Raw genomic sequence first — 16,951 nt, forward strand, 5'->3', positions numbered from 1 at the left:
TACGCGTCCTGCTTGCTGTGGCTACTTAAGCACTCAGTCAGGAGGAGGAATCAACCAGCGGCTGTGGACGAGATGAAGCGTCTTGATCAAAGCTTGTTGCTACACAGTCCGGCGGTTGTGCATCTCCACCCTACACGTATCCCTGATAATTCGGGTGCTGCCGCGCGCAGAATCCGCAGCGGGTTGGCATTTACCGTGAGCTCCGAAAGGGGAGGTCACGCATCATGGCTAATTCAGGCGATGTTTCCGAAGCGCTCGCTCGGGGTCATTCGCAGCTGACTGCACTTTGTGAACTGGCCTCGAATATTTGCCTGCCGGGCGATTGGAAGCGCTGCTCGGCGGTGTGATTCAGGCCTCATGTCACCTGCGCTTGTTACAACTGCAAACTCCACCGTTACGTAGCGAAAGCCCCGTAGGACGGCCTCGCGCCCTGGTGAATTGCGTTGGTCAGGGCCGGTCTTTGACCGTGGTTCCGCTGTCCAGGCCGCTTTTGGCGGCGTTCGCGACTATAGCAGCAATGATTAAGTGCTTCAATTCCATAAAAATTGTTATCATCCGCGGCATGACAACTACTGCCCCTTCGACTCCAGGCGTTCAACTGCTTGAAGTCTCGCCGGAGTATGCCGGCCAACGAATCGACAATTTTCTTCTCGCCCGGCTCAAAGGCGTGCCCAAGACCTTGATTTACCGCATTTTGCGCAAAGGCGAAGTGCGTGTGAACAAGGGCCGGATCAAGCCCGAATACAAGCTGCAGGCCGGCGATATCGTGCGCGTGCCACCCGTTCGCGTGCCTGAGCGCGACGAGCCGGTCCCGCTGGCGCAAGGTCTGCTGCAGCGTCTCGAGGCATCGATTGTCTTTGAAGATAAAGCCCTGATCGTGATCAACAAGCCCGCGGGCATTGCCGTTCACGGGGGCAGCGGCTTGAATTTCGGCGTGATCGAAGCCTTTCGTCAGTTGCGTCCTGACGCGAAAGAGCTGGAGCTGGTCCACCGTCTCGACCGCGACACGTCCGGTCTGCTGATGATTGCCAAGAAGCGCAGCATGCTGCGTCACCTGCACGAAAAACTGCGCGGCGACGGCGTCGATAAGCGCTATATGGCGCTGGTGCGTGGTAACTGGGCCACTTCGATCAAGCAGGTCAGTGCGCCGCTGCTCAAGAGCAATCTGCGTTCCGGCGAGCGCATGGTTGAAGTCAACGATGAAGGCAAAGAAGCCCTGACCGTGTTCAAGGTGCTACGCCGCTTCGGTGATTTCGCGACCATGGTCGAGGCCAAGCCAGTCACCGGTCGTACGCACCAGATTCGCGTGCATACCTTGCACGCCGGGCATTGCATCGCCGGTGACAGCAAGTATGGCGACGACGATTTCACCAAGGAAATTCGCGATCTGGGCGGCAAGCGGCTGTTTCTGCACGCCTACATGCTGACCGTGCCGCTGCCCGATGGCGGCAAGCTGACCTTGCAGGCCCCGGTCGATGAAATGTGGGCCAAGACTGTGGAGCGTCTGAGTGCAGCACCCTGATTACAAACTGTTGATTTTCGACTGGGACGGCACGCTGGCCGATTCCATTCACCGGATTGTCGAGGCCATGCACTCGGCATCCGGGCGTTCCGGCTTCGAGCTGCGCGATGATTTCGCGGTCAAGGGCATTATCGGTCTGGGCTTGCCAGAGGCGATTCGCACCTTGTACCCGGAAATCAGCGATGCCGAAATGACCGCGTTTCGCGAGTACTACGCCGATCATTACATCGCTGCCGAAGCCGTGCCTTCGCCGTTGTTCGAAGGTGTAATCGAGTCGATGGCGTCGTTTCGCGAGCAGGGTTATCACCTCGCGGTGGCGACCGGCAAGAATCGCCGCGGGCTCGATCGGGTGCTCAAGGCCAATGGCTGGGAAGATTATTTCGACATTACCCGCGCCGCCGATGAAACCGCCAGCAAACCGCACCCTCTGATGCTGGAGCAGATCCTCGCTCATTGCGGTGTACGTGCCGAACAGGCGCTGATGGTGGGGGATTCATCCTTCGATCTGCTGATGGCGCGCAACGGTTGCGGTCAGTTATGGCGCGCAGTCGATCGAATCGCTGCAACAGTTCGAGCCGCTGCTGTCGATCGACCGGTTTTCTGAATTGCATGCCTGGCTGGGACAGCAGGCTTAATACGTTTTTGGGGTGATGGCATGACCGACGAATGGAAAGCACCGGCCAAGGCAAGTGCCGACGACGGTGACGCGAAAAGCTGGAAGCTGCTGGAAAAAACCTTGCTCGCCGGCGTGCAGGAACAGCGTCGCTCGCGGCGTTGGGGGATTTTTTTCAAGCTGCTGACGTTTGTTTATCTGTTTTTTGCGTTGCTGCTGTTCACGCCACTGATGGACATGGAAAAGAGCGCCACGCGCGGCCCGAACTACACGGCGCTGATCGAAATTGACGGTGTGATCGCGGATAAAGAACCGGCGAGTGCCGACAATATCGTCGGCAGCCTGCGCGCTGCGTTTGAAGACAAAAAGGTCAAAGGCGTGATTCTGCGCATCAACAGCCCGGGCGGCAGTCCGGTGCAGTCCGGTTATGTCTATGACGAAATCAAGCGCCTGCGTGGCCTGCATCCAGAGATCAAGTTGTATGCGGTGATTTCCGATCTCGGTGCGTCCGGTGCCTACTACATCGCCAGCGCGGCCGATCAGATCTACGCCGATAAGGCGAGTCTGGTCGGTTCGATTGGTGTGACGGCAGCCGGTTACGGCTTTGTCGGCACCATGGAAAAGCTTGGCGTCGAGCGTCGCACCTATACGTCTGGTGAGCACAAGGCGTTCCTTGATCCGTTCCAGCCGCAGAAACCCGAAGAAACGGCGTTCTGGCAGGGTGTGCTGGACACCACGCACAAGCAGTTCATCAACAGCGTCAAGCAGGGCCGTGGCGATCGCCTGAAAGACAAGGAGCATCCGGAGCTGTTCTCCGGGCTGGTCTGGTCGGGCGAGCAGGCGTTGCCGCTGGGTCTGATCGATGGTCTGGGCAGTGCCAGTTCGGTGGCGCGGGACGTGATTGGCGAGAAAGAGTTGGTGGATTTCACGGTTCAGGAATCGCCGTTCGACCGCTTCTCGAAAAAGCTCGGCGCCAGTGTGGCCGAGCAGTTGGCGATGTGGATGGGTTTCCACGGGCCGTCGTTGCGATAAGCCTTCGCTGTATAAAAAACCGGCCTTTCAATGGCCGGTTTTTTTTTGGGGTCAGGGAATCTGCACGCCTTCGGTCAGCAGCATGTCGATCAGGCGAATCAGCGGCAGGCCGATCAGGCTGGTGGCGTCCGGCCCTTCGGTGGACTGGAACAGGCTCACGCCGAGACCTTCGGCCTTGAAGCTGCCGGCGCAGTCGTAAGGCTGCTCGATGCGCAGGTAGCGCTCGATGCGCGCCGGGTCGAGTTGGCGCATGTGCACGGTAAACGGCACGCAGTCGACCTGGCAGTGGTCGGTCTGGCTGTTGAGCAGGGCCAGGCCGGTCAGGAAGGTCACGCGGCTGCCGCTCGCGGCGAGTAGTTGCTCGCGGGCCTTCTCGAAGGTGTGCGGCTTGCCGATGATCTGCTCGTCGAGTACGGCCACCTGGTCCGAGCCGATGATCAGATGGTCCGGATGGCTGTCGGCCAGTGCTCGGGCTTTTTCTTCGGCGAGGCGTTTGACCAGCTCGATGGCTCGCTCGCCCGGGCGGTGACTTTCGTCGATGTCCGGCGAGCTGCAGACGAACGGCAGGTGCAGGCGAGCGAGCAATTCGCGTCGATAGGGCGAGCTTGAAGCAAGTAATAAAGGCAGCATGGACGTCTCCTCAGGCAGGTGCGGATTCTAGCGGAGGCACGCAAGTGACGGACAGGGCACAATTTCCTTTGACATGGGTGGGGGCATCCCTATAATGCTGCGCCTATGTTGAATGACCCGATTCCACCTCACGTTGACCCGCGCAAATTGGCTGACCGTGGCACCACCCTTCAAGGTGAACTGCTGCTGGCCGATTTGAAGAGACTCTGCGACCCGCTTTCCGACGATGTCGGTACGGTGCAGGCCAAATTCGTTTTTGAACGAGATGAACGTAAATCTGTGGTCATCCACAGCTTTATCGACACCGAAGTCAAAATGGTTTGCCAGCGTTGTCTTGAGCTGGTCACCCTGCCGATCCACAGCGAATGCAGTTACGCCGTGGTGAAGGAGGGTGCGAATACCCAGTCGTTGCCGAAAGGTTATGACGTGCTGGAACTGGGCGAAGATCCATTGGATCTGCAGTCACTGATCGAGGAGGAGCTTCTGCTCGCCTTGCCCATTGTGCCTGCTCATCATCCGGAAGAATGCCAGCAGCCGGCGGGAGCAGATGAGCCCGAACCGAGCGAGGACGAGGTAACGCGGTCCAACCCGTTCAGTGTATTGGCGCAGTTAAAGCGTGACCCAAACGTTTAGGAGTTAATCAATTATGGCTGTTCAGCAGAACAAAAAATCCCGCTCTGCCCGTGACATGCGCCGTTCGCACGACGCTCTCGAGGCTAGCACCCTGTCTGTAGAAAAAACCACTGGTGAAGTTCACCTGCGTCACCACGTATCGCCAGAAGGTGTATACCGTGGCCGTAAAGTGATCGACAAGGGCGCTGACGAGTAATCACTTGTCCGCTCAAGTCATCGCGATTGACGCAATGGGCGGGGACTTCGGTCCCCGCAGCATTGTTCAGGCCAGCCTTGCTTGCCTGTCTGCTACGCCCTCGCTGCACCTGACCCTCGTCGGTCAACCTTCCCTTCTTGAAGAACTGATCAACGGCCAATCGGCTGCCGATCGCGCGCGCCTGACGATTGTCCCGGCCAGCGAAGTCATCACCATGGACGAAAAGCCGACCCAGGCCCTGCGTGGCAAGCCGGACTCGTCGATGCGTGTCGCTCTCGAGTTGTTGCGTGATGGCAAGGTTCAGGCCTGTGTCAGCGCCGGCAATACCGGTGCGTTGATGGCGTTGTCGCGGTTTGTGCTGAAGACCTTGCCGGGCATTGATCGCCCCGCGATGGTCGCCGCGATCCCGACGCAGACCGGCTATTGTCAGTTGCTCGATCTGGGCGCCAACGTCGATTGCAGCGCCGCACATCTGTTGCAGTTCGCCGTAATGGGCTCGGTGGCGGCGCAAACGCTGGGCATTCATCGCCCGCGCGTCGCTCTGCTGAACATCGGTACCGAAGACATCAAGGGCAATCAACAGGTCAAGCTGGCGGCAACGCTGTTGCAGGCGGCGCGTGGCATCAACTACATCGGTTTCATCGAAGGCGACGGTTTGTACCGTGGCGAGGCGGATGTGGTGGTGTGCGACGGTTTCGTTGGCAACATTCTGCTCAAATCCAGCGAAGGCCTGGCGACGATGATCGCTGGGCGCATCGAAGCGTTGTTCAAGAAGAATCTTGCCTCGCGGGCGGTGGGAGCGCTGGCGCTGCCGCTGATGAAGCGCTTGCAGGCCGATCTGGCGCCGGCGCGACATAACGGCGCAAGCTTTCTCGGCTTGCAGGGCATTGTGGTGAAGAGTCACGGATCGGCCGGCGTTGAGGGCTTTCAGAGCGCCATATCCCGTGCGCTGATCGAGATCCAGGAGAACTTGCCCGAGCGTCTCCACGGTCGTCTGGAGGACCTGTTGTCTTAGGCGTTTTCGTCGGACAATGCTTAAATGTGACCGCCCGGTTCAAAGGGCCATCCAAACTGTCAGTTTCTGGCGTCCCGAGCGGGGCGTTATTTTCCGACGACAAGATCATTAGGGGCTTGTTACATGTCTGCTTCCCTCGCATTCGTCTTTCCAGGACAGGGTTCGCAGTCCCTCGGCATGCTGGCCGAGCTGGGCGCGCAACATCCGCTGATCCTCGAAACCTTTCAAGAAGCCTCTGCTGCGCTGGGCTATGACCTGTGGGCGTTGACCCAGCAGGGCCCGGAAGAGCTGCTCAATCAAACCGACAAGACCCAACCGGCCATTCTGACCGCCTCGATCGCCCTGTGGCGTCTGTGGCTGGCGGAAGGTGGCGCGCGTCCGGCATTCGTTGCCGGTCACAGCCTGGGTGAGTACAGCGCGCTGGTTGCCGCCGGCAGCCTGACCCTGGCGGATGCGGTCAAGCTCGTCGAGCGTCGCGGCCAGTTGATGCAGGAAGCGGTTCCGGCCGGACAGGGCGGCATGGCTGCCATCCTCGGCCTGGAAGATGCTGATGTGCTGGCAGCCTGCGCCGAAGCCGCGCAAGGCGAAGTCGTCAGCGCGGTGAATTTCAACTCGCCGGGCCAAGTAGTGATTGCTGGTGCCAAGGCTGCCGTTGAGCGCGCCATCGAAGGCTGCAAGGCGCGTGGTGCCAAGCGTGCCATGCCGCTGCCGGTGAGCGTGCCGTCGCACTGCGAACTGATGCGTCCGGCCGCCGAGCGCTTTGCCGAATCCATCGCTGCCATCGACTGGCAGGCGCCGCAGATCCCGGTGGTACAGAACGTCAGTGCACAAGTGCCGGCCGACCTGGAAACCCTCAAGCGTGATCTGCTCGAACAACTCTACAAACCAGTGCGCTGGGTCGAGTCGGTGCAGACGCTGGCCGCCAAAGGCGCGACCAATCTGGTCGAATGCGGTCCGGGCAAAGTCCTGGCCGGTCTGAACAAGCGCTGCGCCGAAGGCGTTGCCACTTCCAACCTCAATACCCCAGATGCCTTCGCTGCCGCTCGCGCAGCGCAGGCCTGAATCAGGAGAAACTTGCATGAGTCTGCAAGGTAAAGTTGCACTGGTCACCGGTGCAAGCCGCGGTATCGGCCAGGCCATCGCGCTGGAACTGGGTCGCCAGGGCGCTATCGTTGTCGGCACCGCGACCTCCGCGTCGGGCGCCGAGCGCATCGCCGCGACCCTGAAGGAAAACGGTATCCAGGGCGCGGGTTTCGAACTCAACGTCACCAGCGACGAATCGGTCAGCGCAGTGCTGGCGGGCATTCAGGAACAGTTCGGTGCGCCAGTGGCGATTCTGGTCAATAATGCCGGCATCACCCGCGATAACCTGATGATGCGCATGAAAGACGATGAATGGTACGACGTGATCGATACCAACCTGAACAGTCTGTATCGCCTGTCTAAGGGCGTTCTGCGCGGCATGACCAAGGCGCGTTGGGGTCGAATTATCAGTATTGGCTCGGTGGTGGGTGCCATGGGCAACGCTGGCCAAGTAAACTATGCAGCCGCCAAGGCCGGTCTGGAAGGTTTCAGCCGGGCGATGGCGCGTGAAGTCGGTTCGCGTTCGATTACGGTCAACTCGGTAACCCCAGGGTTCATCGACACCGATATGACCCGCGAGCTGCCTGAAGCACAGCGTGAAGCCTTGCAGACGCAGATTCCGCTGGGTCGTCTGGGGCAAGCTCAAGAGATCGCGTCCGTGGTCGCTTTTCTTGCATCCGACGGTGCGGCATACGTTACCGGGGCTACAATCCCGGTGAACGGTGGGATGTACATGTAAGTAAAATGTGACGGATTGCTTCAAAAAAATGTCATACGAGCTGTCTAAAATCCGTTATAAAGCTGCAATCTATTTATAGGCAGAGGGTCGCAGGGTTTGAGGAGTGAAGCTTTCAGTTGAAAAACTGAAAAGTCTTTCTATACACTTACCCACTGGCCAGCTGCCTGAATTTGTCCATTAGGAGTGAAAACAAGGTATGAGCACCATCGAAGAGCGCGTCAAGAAAATCGTTGCCGAGCAACTGGGTGTCAAATCGGAAGAAGTAGTCAACACCGCTTCCTTCGTTGAAGACCTGGGTGCCGACTCCCTTGACACCGTTGAGCTGGTGATGGCTCTGGAAGAGGAATTCGAGACCGAAATCCCTGACGAAGAAGCTGAAAAGATCACTACTGTACAAGCTGCAATCGACTACGTTACTGCCCACCAGGCGTAATCGTTTTTAGTCGTCGCTAGCTGTCATGGAAAAACCGCACTGCCATTACGGCGTGCGGTTTTTTCTTTAGGCCTGATGCAAAGTCGTCATTCGAAAAAGGAGAGTGCTGTGTCGCGTAGACGCGTCGTAGTCACCGGTATGGGTATGTTGTCGCCACTGGGCACGGATGTGCCGAGCAGTTGGCAGGGCATTCTGGCTGGCCGCAGTGGCATTGGTCTGATCGAACACACCGACCTTTCTGCCTATTCCACCCGTTTCGGCGGCTCGGTCAAGGGCTTCAATGTCGAGGAATACCTGTCGGTCAAGGAAGCGCGCAAGCTCGACCTGTTCATTCAGTACGGCCTCGCCGCTGGCTTTCAAGCCGTGCGCAATGCCGGGCTGGAAGTCACCGATGCCAACCGTGAGCGCATCGGCGTTGCCATGGGTTCGGGGATCGGCGGTCTGACCAACATCGAAGAAACCAGCCGTACCCTGCATGAGACCGGCCCACGACGTATTTCGCCGTTTTTCGTGCCAGGCTCGATCATCAATATGATTTCCGGTTTCCTGTCCATCCATCTAGGAGCACAGGGACCCAACTACGCCATCGCCACCGCCTGCACCACCGGTACGCACTGCATCGGCATGGCGGCGCGCAACATCATGTACGACGAAGCCGACGTGATGATTGCCGGCGGCGCCGAAATGGCCGCGTGCGGTCTGGGCATGGGTGGCTTCGGCGCATCCCGTGCGCTGTCGACCCGCAACGACGAACCGACCCGTGCCAGCCGTCCGTGGGACAAGGGCCGTGATGGTTTCGTGCTGTCCGACGGTGCCGGTGCGTTGGTGCTCGAAGAACTCGAACACGCCAAGGCGCGCGGTGCGACCATCTATGCCGAGCTGATCGGTTTCGGCACCAGCGGCGATGCCTTCCACATGACTTCGCCACCGGCCGATGGCGCCGGTGCCGCACGTTGCATCACCAATGCGCTGCGCGACGCGAAGATCAATGTCGATCAGGTGCAATACATCAACGCCCACGGCACCTCGACCCCGGCCGGCGACCTTGCCGAAGCCAATGCGATCAAGTCGGTGTTCGGCGATCACGCCTACAAGCTGGCGGTCAGCTCGACCAAGTCGATGACCGGTCACTTGTTAGGTGCAGCAGGCGCGGTCGAGGCGATCTTCAGCGTACTGGCAATCAACAGCCAGGTGGCGCCGCCGACCATCAACCTCGATGAGCCGGACGAAGGCTGCGACCTCGATTTCGTACCGCACACTGCGCGCAACATGGACATCGATGTCGTGCTGTCGAACTCCTTCGGTTTTGGCGGCACCAACGGCACCCTGGCGTTCCGCCGGTTCGCAGGCTGATGGACTGCTGGGTCGACGGTCAACCGGCTGACAGTCTGTCGCTGAAAGATCGCGGCCTGGCTTACGGCGATGGTCTGTTCGAGACCATCGCCGTGCGTGGCGGCCAGCCGATCCTGCTGGATCGGCATCTGGCGCGTCTGGCCGAGGGCTGTGCGCGGCTGGCCATCGCCGCCGATATCGAACTGATCGGCGACGAGCTGCTGCGCTATGCGGCAGCGATGGGCGAGGGCGTGCTCAAACTCATCCTCACCCGTGGCGACGGTCAGCGCGGTTATGCGCCTGATCCCGCGGCGCCGGGCCGGCGCATTCTGCAAGGCAATCCTCCTGCCGCTTATCCCGCTGCCCATGCCGAGCACGGCATACGTCTGTTTCCGTGCACCACGCGGCTATCCCGGCAGCCGTTGCTGGCCGGGCTCAAACACCTCAATCGACTGGAACAGGTACTCGCCCGCGCCGAATGGCAGGACAGCGAGCACGCCGAAGGCTTGATGCTCGACCGCACCGGGCGCGTCATTGAAGGTGTGTTCAGCAATCTGTTCATCGTCCGCGACGGCGTGTTGATCACTGCGGATTTGCAGCGCTGTGGCGTGGCCGGTGTGATGCGCGCAGAAATTTTGTTTCAGGCCGAGTCATTGGCCATCCCCAGCCAAATCACCGACATCAGCCTGGAACAGCTGCAATGGGCCGATGAAGTGTTTGTCTGCAACAGCGTGTATGGCGTGTGGCCGGTACGCGCCTACGCTGCACTGAGCTGGCCGGTTGGCCCGCTCACCCGTAAACTGCAAACCCTTGCCCGCGCCCTATTGGATGCCTGATTTGTGAGACGTAAATTTTTGCTGCTGCTGGAAACCGGACTGGTTCTGGCAGGGCTGCTGTTGGGCGCCAGCGCCTGGAAGATTCACAGCGCGCTGGAACAGCCTCTGTACATCACGCAGGAAGAACTGCTGGATGTGCCGAAAGGCTCGACGCCGACCCGTACTTTCCTTTCTCTCGAAACCGATGGTGTCATCAAGGACGCGTTCTGGCTGCGCGTGTATTGGCGCTTCAACCTCGCCGGCACGCCCATCCACAGCGGCGAATACCGCATGCAGCCGGGCATGACCGTCAACGGTCTGATCGACTCGTGGAAGCGCGGCGATGTGGTGCAATACAGCCTGACGCTGGTCGAAGGCTGGAATTTCCATCAAGTGCGCGCCGCGCTGGCCAAGGATGAAAAGCTCGAGCAGACCCTGAGCGGTTTGAGCGACAGCGACGTCATGGCGAGGATCGGCCATAAAGGCTTGTTCCCGGAAGGACGCTTCTTCCCTGACACCTACCGTTTCGTGCGCGGCATGTCCGATGCCGAGTTGCTGAAAAAGGCCTTTGCTCGTCTCGACGAAGTGCTGGCCAGCGAGTGGGAAAAACGTTCTGCCGATGTGCCTTACAAAGAGCCGTATCAGGCGCTGATCATGGCTTCGCTGGTCGAGAAGGAAACCGGCGTACCGCAGGAGCGCGGGCAGATTGCCGGGGTCTTCGTGCGGCGCCTGGCACTGGGCATGCAGCTGCAGACCGACCCGACGGTGATTTACGGCCTGGGTGAGCGCTACACCGGCAAGCTGACCCGTGCGCACCTGAAAGAACCGACGCCGTACAACACCTATGTGATTCCTGGCCTGCCGCCAACACCGATCGCGATGGTCGGGCGTGAAGCCATTCATGCCGCGTTGAATCCCGTGGAAGGCACCAGCCTGTATTTCGTCGCCCGTGGTGACGGCAGCCACGTGTTCTCCGATGATCTGGATGCGCACAACAATGCGGTGCGCGAGTATCAGCTCAAGCGCCGTGCCGATTACCGTTCCAGCCCCGCACCGACAGCAGCGCCGGAAACCCCGGCAAGCGAGGAAGCTATTCCGGCAGCCTCGCCCAATCCTGCGCCGGAGACACTGCCACAGGTTGCGCCGCAGGAGCCTGCGCCGGCACCGGATGCCGCTGCCCCCGAAAACGCGCAATGACTTTGATTAAGGACTGCCTGTGACTGGCTTGTTTATTACCCTCGAAGGCCCGGAAGGCGCCGGCAAAAGCACCAACCGCGAATACCTTGCCGAGCGCCTGCGCGCCGCTGGTATCGAGGTCGTGCTGACCCGTGAGCCGGGGGGCACGCCACTGGCGGAGCGGATCCGCGACGTGCTGCTGGCCCCGGCCGACGAAGTCATGAATCCCGATACCGAACTGTTGCTGGTCTTCGCCGCGCGCGCGCAGCATCTGGCCGAGGTGATTCGTCCGGCGTTGGCCCGAGGCGCGGTAGTCCTGTGCGATCGTTTCACTGACTCGACATACGCCTATCAGGGCGGTGGTCGCGGCTTGTCGCTGGAACGCATCGCCACGCTGGAAAGCTTCGTGCAGGGCGATCTGCGCCCGGACCTGACGTTGATTTTCGACCTGCCAGTGGAAATCGGTTTGGCGCGTGCCAGCGCTCGCGGCCGGCTGGATCGTTTCGAGCTGGAAGGGCGGGCCTTTTTCGAAGCGGTGCGCAGTGCCTTTCTTAAACGTGCCGAAGCCGATCCAGCGCGTTATGTGCGAATCGACGCCGGTCAGCCATTGAGCAAGGTGCAACAATCGCTGGATACGCTGATTCCGAATCTGGTGGAGCTGAGCCGTGGCTGAGGCCTATCCGTGGCAGGACAGCCTCTGGCAGCAACTGGCCGGGCGTAGCCAGCACGCTCACGCGTATCTGCTGCACGGCCCGGCCGGGATCGGCAAGCGGGCCCTGGCCGAGCGTCTGATGGCGAGTTTGCTGTGTCAGCGTCCGACCCCGGAAGCCTGCGGCGAATGCAAATCCTGCCTGCTGCTCAAGGCCGGCAGCCACCCGGACAATTACATTCTCGAGCCCGAAGAAGCCGACAAGGCCATCAAGGTCGACCAGGTGCGCGATCTGGTCAGTTTCGTGGTGCAGACCGCGCAACTGGGCGGACGCAAAGTGGTGCTGATCGAGCCGGTCGAGTCGATGAACATCAATGCCGCCAACGCCTTGCTGAAAAGCCTTGAAGAGCCGTCCGGCGATACCGTGTTGCTGCTGGTCAGCCACCAGACCAGCCGTTTGCTGCCGACGATCAAGAGCCGCTGCGTGCAGCAGGCCTGTCCGTTGCCGGGGGAGGCGATGAGTCTCAAGTGGCTGGCGCAAGCGTTGCCGGAATGTTCCGAAGACGAGCGTGTCGAACTGCTGACGCTGGCGGCCGGTTCGCCGTTGATGGCGGTCAGCCTGCAAGCCCAAGGCGTACGCGAGCAGCGCGCGCAGGTGGTCGAAGGCGTGAAAAAGTTGCTCAAGGGCCAGCAGTCGCCAACGCAATTGGCCGAGGAATGGAAAAACATTCCGATGCTGCGCCTGTTCGACTGGTTCTGCAACTGGTCGAGCCTGATCCTGCGTTATCAGCTGACTCAGGACGAGGCAGGTCTCGGTCTGCCTGACATGCGCAAGGTCGTGCAGTACCTGGCGCAGAAAAGTGCACAAGGCAAAGTGCTCGATATTCAGGACTGGATTCTCGCCCAGCGCCAGAAGGTGCTGAGCAAGGCCAACCTCAATCCGGCGCTGCTGCTGGAAGCATTGTTGGTGCAATGGGCGGGATTGCCTGGTCAAAGATAGAAATGTGTACCTAGACTCTGCACATCAGCAGTGGAGGTGAACATGCTTGAACCGATCAGCCCCGGCCCGCGCAACGGCATCCTGTCCCTGACGATCAAGGACAAATCCGTGTTGTATGCCGCCTACATGCCATTCATCAAGAACGGTGGCTTGTTCATCCCGACCAACAAGAATTACCGGTTGGGCGACGAGGTGTTCATGCTGCTCAATCTGATGGACGAGACGGAGAAGATCCCGGTTGCCGGCAAGGTCGCCTGGATCACTCCCAAAGGTGCGCAAGGCAATCGTGCCGCCGGTGTCGGCGTGCAGTTCAACGATGGCGACGACACCGCGCGCAGTCGTATCGAAACCCATCTGGCCGGAGCGTTGAAGTCCGACCGTCCCACCCACACGATGTAAGTTGCCGTTTTTATGCTCGTAGATTCCCATTGTCACCTCGATCGACTTGACCTCGCCGCCCATGACGGCTCGCTGGATGCTGCGCTCGATGCAGCTCGCGGACGCGGTGTCGGGCACTTTCTGTGCATTGGTGTCAGCGCCGACAACGCCGCCGATGTCAAAGCCCTCGCCGAGCGCTACAGCGATGTCGATTGCTCGGTCGGCGTGCACCCGCTCGACGTCCAGCCTGGCGCGGCGCCGGCGCTCGACTGGCTGCTGCACGAGCTCGATCATCCGAAAGTGGTGGCAATCGGCGAAACCGGTCTCGACTACCACTACGAACCGGAAGCCGCCGAGCTGCAGCAGGCGTCGTTCCGCCTGCACTTGCAAGCCGCGCAACAGACCGGTAAGCCGGTGATCATTCACACCCGCGGTGCGCGGGCCGACACGCTTGAGCTGCTGCGCGAAGCAGCATTGCCTCAGGCCGGTGTGCTGCATTGTTTCACCGAAGACTGGGACATGGCCAAAGCCGCGCTGGACATGGGTTATTACATTTCCCTGTCGGGCATCGTCACCTTCCGCAATGCCGACGCCTTGCGCGATGTCGCCAGCAAAGTGCCGGCCGATCGCTTGCTGGTGGAGACCGATTCGCCGTATCTGGCGCCGATCCCTTATCGCGGCAAGCCCAACCTGCCGCAGTATGTGCGCGAGGTGGCGGAGTTTCTGGCAATGCTGCGCGGCGAGGACTACGAGCGCTTTGCCGAGCAGACCACCGAGAACTTCAAGCGTTTGTTCCCTTTGGCGAGTGTCAGATCTGCCCTGTAGCGGCTGGCCAAATCGCAGGCAAAAAAAACCCGGGTTCTGGGGGGTGAATCCGGGTTAAGACCATTAGGAGTAAAACAAAGGCACGCGGTCCGTTGGTACCTTTATCGGCGCGACACTTGGGGGAGATGTCGCCCGACAGTTCAAGTATTGATCAGTCTGGCGTGCAGTCCAGTAAGCCGGTCGGGGTTTTTAAACAAATTTGGAATACGTTTGCTTCAGTTGAGTTCTCATTACCCCTGAAACGTTCGCAAAATGAACGGCAAACACAGCTATGGTCGATGATCCGTGCATTTTTGCGCAAGTTAGGCATAATACGCGGCTTCGTATTTTGACCCTTCAGACCTTTTCTTATGCACAAAGAACCTCGTAAGGTCCGTGAGTTTCGTCGCCGCGAGCAGGAAATTCTCGATACCGCGCTCAAGCTGTTCCTCGAACAAGGTGAAGACAGCGTCACCGTCGAGATGATTGCGGATGCCGTGGGTATCGGCAAAGGCACGATCTACAAGCACTTCAAATCCAAGGCCGAGATCTATCTGCGCCTGATGCTCGATTACGAGCGCGATTTGAACGAGCTGCTGCATTCGGCTGACGTCGACAAGGACAAGGAAGCGCTGTCGCGCGCCTACTTCGAATTCCGCATGCGTGACCCGCAGCGCTATCGCCTGTTCGACCGTCTCGAAGAGAAGGTCGTCAAAGGCAATCAGGTCCCGGAAATGGTCGAGGAGCTGCACAAGATCCGTGCCTCGAACTTCGAACGCCTGACCCTGCTGATCAAGGGCCGCATCAGCGAAGGCAAGCTTGAAGACGTGCCGCCGTACTTCCATTACTGCGCCGCCTGGGCACTGGTACACGGCGCAGTCGCGCTGTACCACTCGCCGTTCTGGAGCAATGTGCTGGAAGATCAGGAAGGCTTCTTCCAGTTCCTGATGGATATCGGCGTGCGCATGGGCAACAAGCGCAAGCGCGACCCGGAAACGCCAAGCAGCTGAGCCATTCAGCAGCCTTATTGCGCCGTGAATTCGTTACATGTCGCAATACCGCAGGAATATACTCAGGCATAGGGCTTGCTAAAACTTGAATTCTAAGTCAAGTTTTAGTCGCTCGATTTTCCATCGCCGGAGTGATCATGATCGTTGACCGTCAAGGCAGGCGTTTTCGCAATTTGCGTATCAGCCTGACTTCCGCCTGCAATTACGCCTGTACCTACTGCGTGCCCAACGGCAAGCGGCTGGTGGCGGCGCAGGACGAGCTGTCGGCCGAAGCCATGGCCCGCGGCGTGGCGTATCTGATCGAAGCGGCCGGCATCGAGCGCTTGCGCATCACCGGCGGCGAGCCGCTGGTCAGCCCCAAACTCGAATCGTTCATGAGCGCCGTCGGCAAGATGGGCCTGGACGATATCAGCCTGACCACCAACGGCCAGCTCCTGACGAAAAAACTGCCCTTGCTCATCGATGCTGGCCTACGCCGCATCAACGTCTCCCTCGATACCCTCGATCCAGCAGCGTTCCGCAGCATCGCCCGTGGCGGTGATCTGGCCAGCGTACTCGACGGTATGCAACAGGCTGCCGCGGCGGGCATGAAGATCAAGGTCAACATGGTGCCGTTGCGCGGGCAGAACCTTGATCAGGTGATGCCGCTACTCGATTACTGTCTCGAACGTGGATTCGAATTGCGCTTCATCGAGCTGATGCGCATGGGCCATCTGGCCAAGGACACCAATGCGTTCCTGCAGCAGTTCGTCAGTCTCGAGCAGCTGCTCAGCCTGATCGGCGAGCGCTACGAATATGCGCAGACCGACGCGCCGATCGACGCCACCGCCGTTCGTTATGCGATTCCCGGTTTGGGTAACTTTGGCGTGATCGCCAACGAAAGCGTGCCGTTCTGCCGCACCTGCTCGCGTCTGCGCCTGTCCTCGACCGGTTGGCTGCATGGCTGCCTGTCGTCGAGCAATCGCCACTATGTCGGTGATCTGCTCGACAAGCCGCGCCATGAGGCACTGCCTGCGTTGCAACGCTTGCTGATCAAGGCGTTGGGGGACAAGCAGGAGGTGGCGTTTTCCGGTGGTGCGACGGTCATGAAGATTATCGGCGGCTGACTGTCCTCATCGCCAGCAGGCTGGCTCCCACAGTGTTTTGCGCAATCCTGTGGGAGCCAGCCTGCTGGCGATGCGATCTACAAGTCAGCAATTTCCAGAGCTGGCGCAAAAGCTGCATTCAACGGCCATTCGCCGGTTTTCCGTCACCGGCCTTTGGAGGAATAGGATGCGTAGCCTGGTTTTGCTGCTGGCCGTTTTGGCGCTTGGCGGCTGTATGACTGTCAGCGATATGGCCGAAGGCACTCGCTACCAGATGAGTGATGCCGGTTTGCTGGACCACAGCGACAGTCGTCGCGTGAACAATTTCCGCATTCAGCCGGACTCGTTCATCTACATCGCTCAGGGCGCTTTTGCCCCTCCGGGCGGTTCTTATCCGCGGCCTAACGTGGTCGCCGAAGAAGCCTTCAAGGGGTTCGTCGAGTACTTCCCGATGGTCCGCCGCGCCCGCGCTCCCGAAGGCCTTGACCAAGCCATGGGCGAAGCTCGCGATGCCGGCGCGCATTACTTGCTCTACACGCGTTTCGCCAAGGCTGACGACCGTATCGGCACCTCCGATGAATGGCTCGATCAGGAAGCGGTCGACCGCCTCGGTATCGACGGCGGGGTGATTCAGATCATGTTGATCGAGACCAGCACCCAGTATTTGATTGATACTGCACGGATCAAGAGTCGTGGCGGTTTACTGACGTTCCACGACAACAAGCCTGAAGACCTGATCGGCCCGCCGCTGGCGCAATACGCACGCAGTCTGCTGGGGATCGGCAACCAATAACCGAAGGAGGACG

19 protein-coding genes and 1 pseudogene are annotated in these 16,951 nt (G+C 59.8%); 19 read left to right on the top strand and 1 reads right to left on the bottom strand.

All coding sequences use genetic code 11. The features are described from left to right. Positions 1-562 precede the first annotated feature (562 nt). From rluC to sppA, 3 genes and pseudogenes are all read left to right on the top strand, one after another. Positions 563-1,522: a 23S rRNA pseudouridine(955/2504/2580) synthase RluC gene (rluC, locus tag J3P75_RS08065; RefSeq protein ID WP_394508464.1), complete on the top strand. Its 960-nt coding sequence runs from the start codon at positions 563-565 to the stop codon at positions 1,520-1,522. Then, a pseudogene (locus tag J3P75_RS08070) lies at positions 1,509-2,157 on the top strand (HAD-IA family hydrolase). The gene rluC and the pseudogene J3P75_RS08070 overlap by 14 nt, the downstream one beginning before the upstream one ends. 20 nt (positions 2,158-2,177) lie before the next feature. Continuing rightward, complete coding sequence (gene sppA, locus J3P75_RS08075; RefSeq protein WP_434709868.1) at positions 2,178-3,167, top strand: signal peptide peptidase SppA; 990 nt, start codon at positions 2,178-2,180, stop codon at positions 3,165-3,167. A gap of 51 nt (positions 3,168-3,218) precedes the next feature. Here sppA and J3P75_RS08080 read toward each other — a convergent pair whose 3' ends face one another. Next, positions 3,219-3,797 (bottom strand): Maf family protein, encoded by a 579-nt coding sequence (locus J3P75_RS08080; RefSeq protein WP_434709869.1) that lies wholly within the window; start codon positions 3,795-3,797, stop codon positions 3,219-3,221. A 105-nt stretch (positions 3,798-3,902) separates the two neighbouring features. Here J3P75_RS08080 and J3P75_RS08085 point away from each other — a divergent pair, with 105 nt between their 5' ends. The 16 genes from J3P75_RS08085 to J3P75_RS08160 all read left to right on the top strand — a co-directional run bounded on the left by J3P75_RS08085 (position 3,903) and on the right by J3P75_RS08160 (position 16,938). Beyond that, positions 3,903-4,430 carry a YceD family protein gene (locus tag J3P75_RS08085; protein ID WP_003204262.1) on the top strand — a complete coding sequence of 176 codons (528 nt, stop codon included), beginning with the start codon at positions 3,903-3,905 and terminating at the stop codon, positions 4,428-4,430. A 13-nt stretch (positions 4,431-4,443) separates the two neighbouring features. Then, entirely contained in the window at positions 4,444-4,626 is a 183-nt protein-coding gene (gene rpmF, locus J3P75_RS08090; RefSeq protein WP_003179396.1) for a 50S ribosomal protein L32, read from the top strand. A 4-nt stretch (positions 4,627-4,630) separates the two neighbouring features. Then, the gene (gene plsX, locus J3P75_RS08095) at positions 4,631-5,641 is read left to right on the top strand and encodes a phosphate acyltransferase PlsX (RefSeq protein ID WP_434709870.1); all 1,011 of its coding nucleotides are present in this window, start codon (positions 4,631-4,633) and stop codon (positions 5,639-5,641) included. 123 nt (positions 5,642-5,764) lie between these two features. Continuing rightward, positions 5,765-6,703: an ACP S-malonyltransferase gene (fabD, locus tag J3P75_RS08100; protein WP_103306704.1), complete on the top strand. Its 939-nt coding sequence runs from the start codon at positions 5,765-5,767 to the stop codon at positions 6,701-6,703. Positions 6,704-6,719: 16 nt separating this feature from the next. Then, positions 6,720-7,463: a 3-oxoacyl-ACP reductase FabG gene (fabG, locus tag J3P75_RS08105; RefSeq protein ID WP_016770989.1), complete on the top strand. Its 744-nt coding sequence runs from the start codon at positions 6,720-6,722 to the stop codon at positions 7,461-7,463. Positions 7,464-7,659: 196 nt separating this feature from the next. After that, positions 7,660-7,896: an acyl carrier protein gene (gene acpP / locus J3P75_RS08110; RefSeq protein ID WP_087265500.1), complete on the top strand. Its 237-nt coding sequence runs from the start codon at positions 7,660-7,662 to the stop codon at positions 7,894-7,896. Between the two features lie 108 nt (positions 7,897-8,004). Continuing rightward, a complete protein-coding gene (gene fabF, locus J3P75_RS08115) occupies positions 8,005-9,249 on the top strand; it encodes a beta-ketoacyl-ACP synthase II (protein ID WP_007908259.1) in 1,245 nt (414 codons plus the stop codon). After that, a complete protein-coding gene (pabC, locus tag J3P75_RS08120; protein WP_434709871.1) occupies positions 9,249-10,064 on the top strand; it encodes an aminodeoxychorismate lyase in 816 nt (271 codons plus the stop codon). The genes fabF and pabC overlap by 1 nt, the downstream gene beginning before the upstream one ends. Before the next feature lie 3 nt (positions 10,065-10,067). Further along, positions 10,068-11,240, top strand: coding sequence for an endolytic transglycosylase MltG (gene mltG, locus J3P75_RS08125; RefSeq protein WP_434709872.1), 1,173 nt, complete (start codon positions 10,068-10,070; stop codon positions 11,238-11,240). Between the two features lie 19 nt (positions 11,241-11,259). Beyond that, entirely contained in the window at positions 11,260-11,892 is a 633-nt protein-coding gene (gene tmk, locus J3P75_RS08130; RefSeq protein WP_090285190.1) for a dTMP kinase, read from the top strand. Continuing rightward, positions 11,885-12,868 (top strand): DNA polymerase III subunit delta', encoded by a 984-nt coding sequence (locus tag J3P75_RS08135; RefSeq protein ID WP_434709873.1) that lies wholly within the window; start codon positions 11,885-11,887, stop codon positions 12,866-12,868. The genes tmk and J3P75_RS08135 overlap by 8 nt, the downstream gene beginning before the upstream one ends. A 42-nt stretch (positions 12,869-12,910) precedes the next feature. Then, entirely contained in the window at positions 12,911-13,267 is a 357-nt protein-coding gene (locus tag J3P75_RS08140) for a PilZ domain-containing protein (protein ID WP_434709874.1), read from the top strand. Between the two features lie 12 nt (positions 13,268-13,279). Next, positions 13,280-14,071, top strand: a complete 792-nt coding sequence (locus J3P75_RS08145; protein WP_434709875.1) for a TatD family hydrolase — start codon at positions 13,280-13,282, stop codon at positions 14,069-14,071. A gap of 350 nt (positions 14,072-14,421) precedes the next feature. After that, on the top strand, positions 14,422-15,060 hold the full coding sequence (locus tag J3P75_RS08150) for a TetR/AcrR family transcriptional regulator (RefSeq protein WP_090285183.1): 639 nt from the start codon (positions 14,422-14,424) through the stop codon (positions 15,058-15,060). 137 nt (positions 15,061-15,197) lie between these two features. Then, complete coding sequence (locus tag J3P75_RS08155; protein ID WP_434709876.1) at positions 15,198-16,166, top strand: GTP 3',8-cyclase MoaA; 969 nt, start codon at positions 15,198-15,200, stop codon at positions 16,164-16,166. Positions 16,167-16,332: 166 nt separating this feature from the next. Continuing rightward, positions 16,333-16,938, top strand: a complete 606-nt coding sequence (locus J3P75_RS08160) for a DUF4823 domain-containing protein (RefSeq protein ID WP_434709877.1) — start codon at positions 16,333-16,335, stop codon at positions 16,936-16,938. Positions 16,939-16,951: the final 13 nt, after the last annotated feature.

This window comes from Pseudomonas sp. R1-1 (assembly GCF_051132135.1).
Taxonomy (GTDB): Bacteria; Pseudomonadota; Gammaproteobacteria; order Pseudomonadales; family Pseudomonadaceae; genus Aquipseudomonas.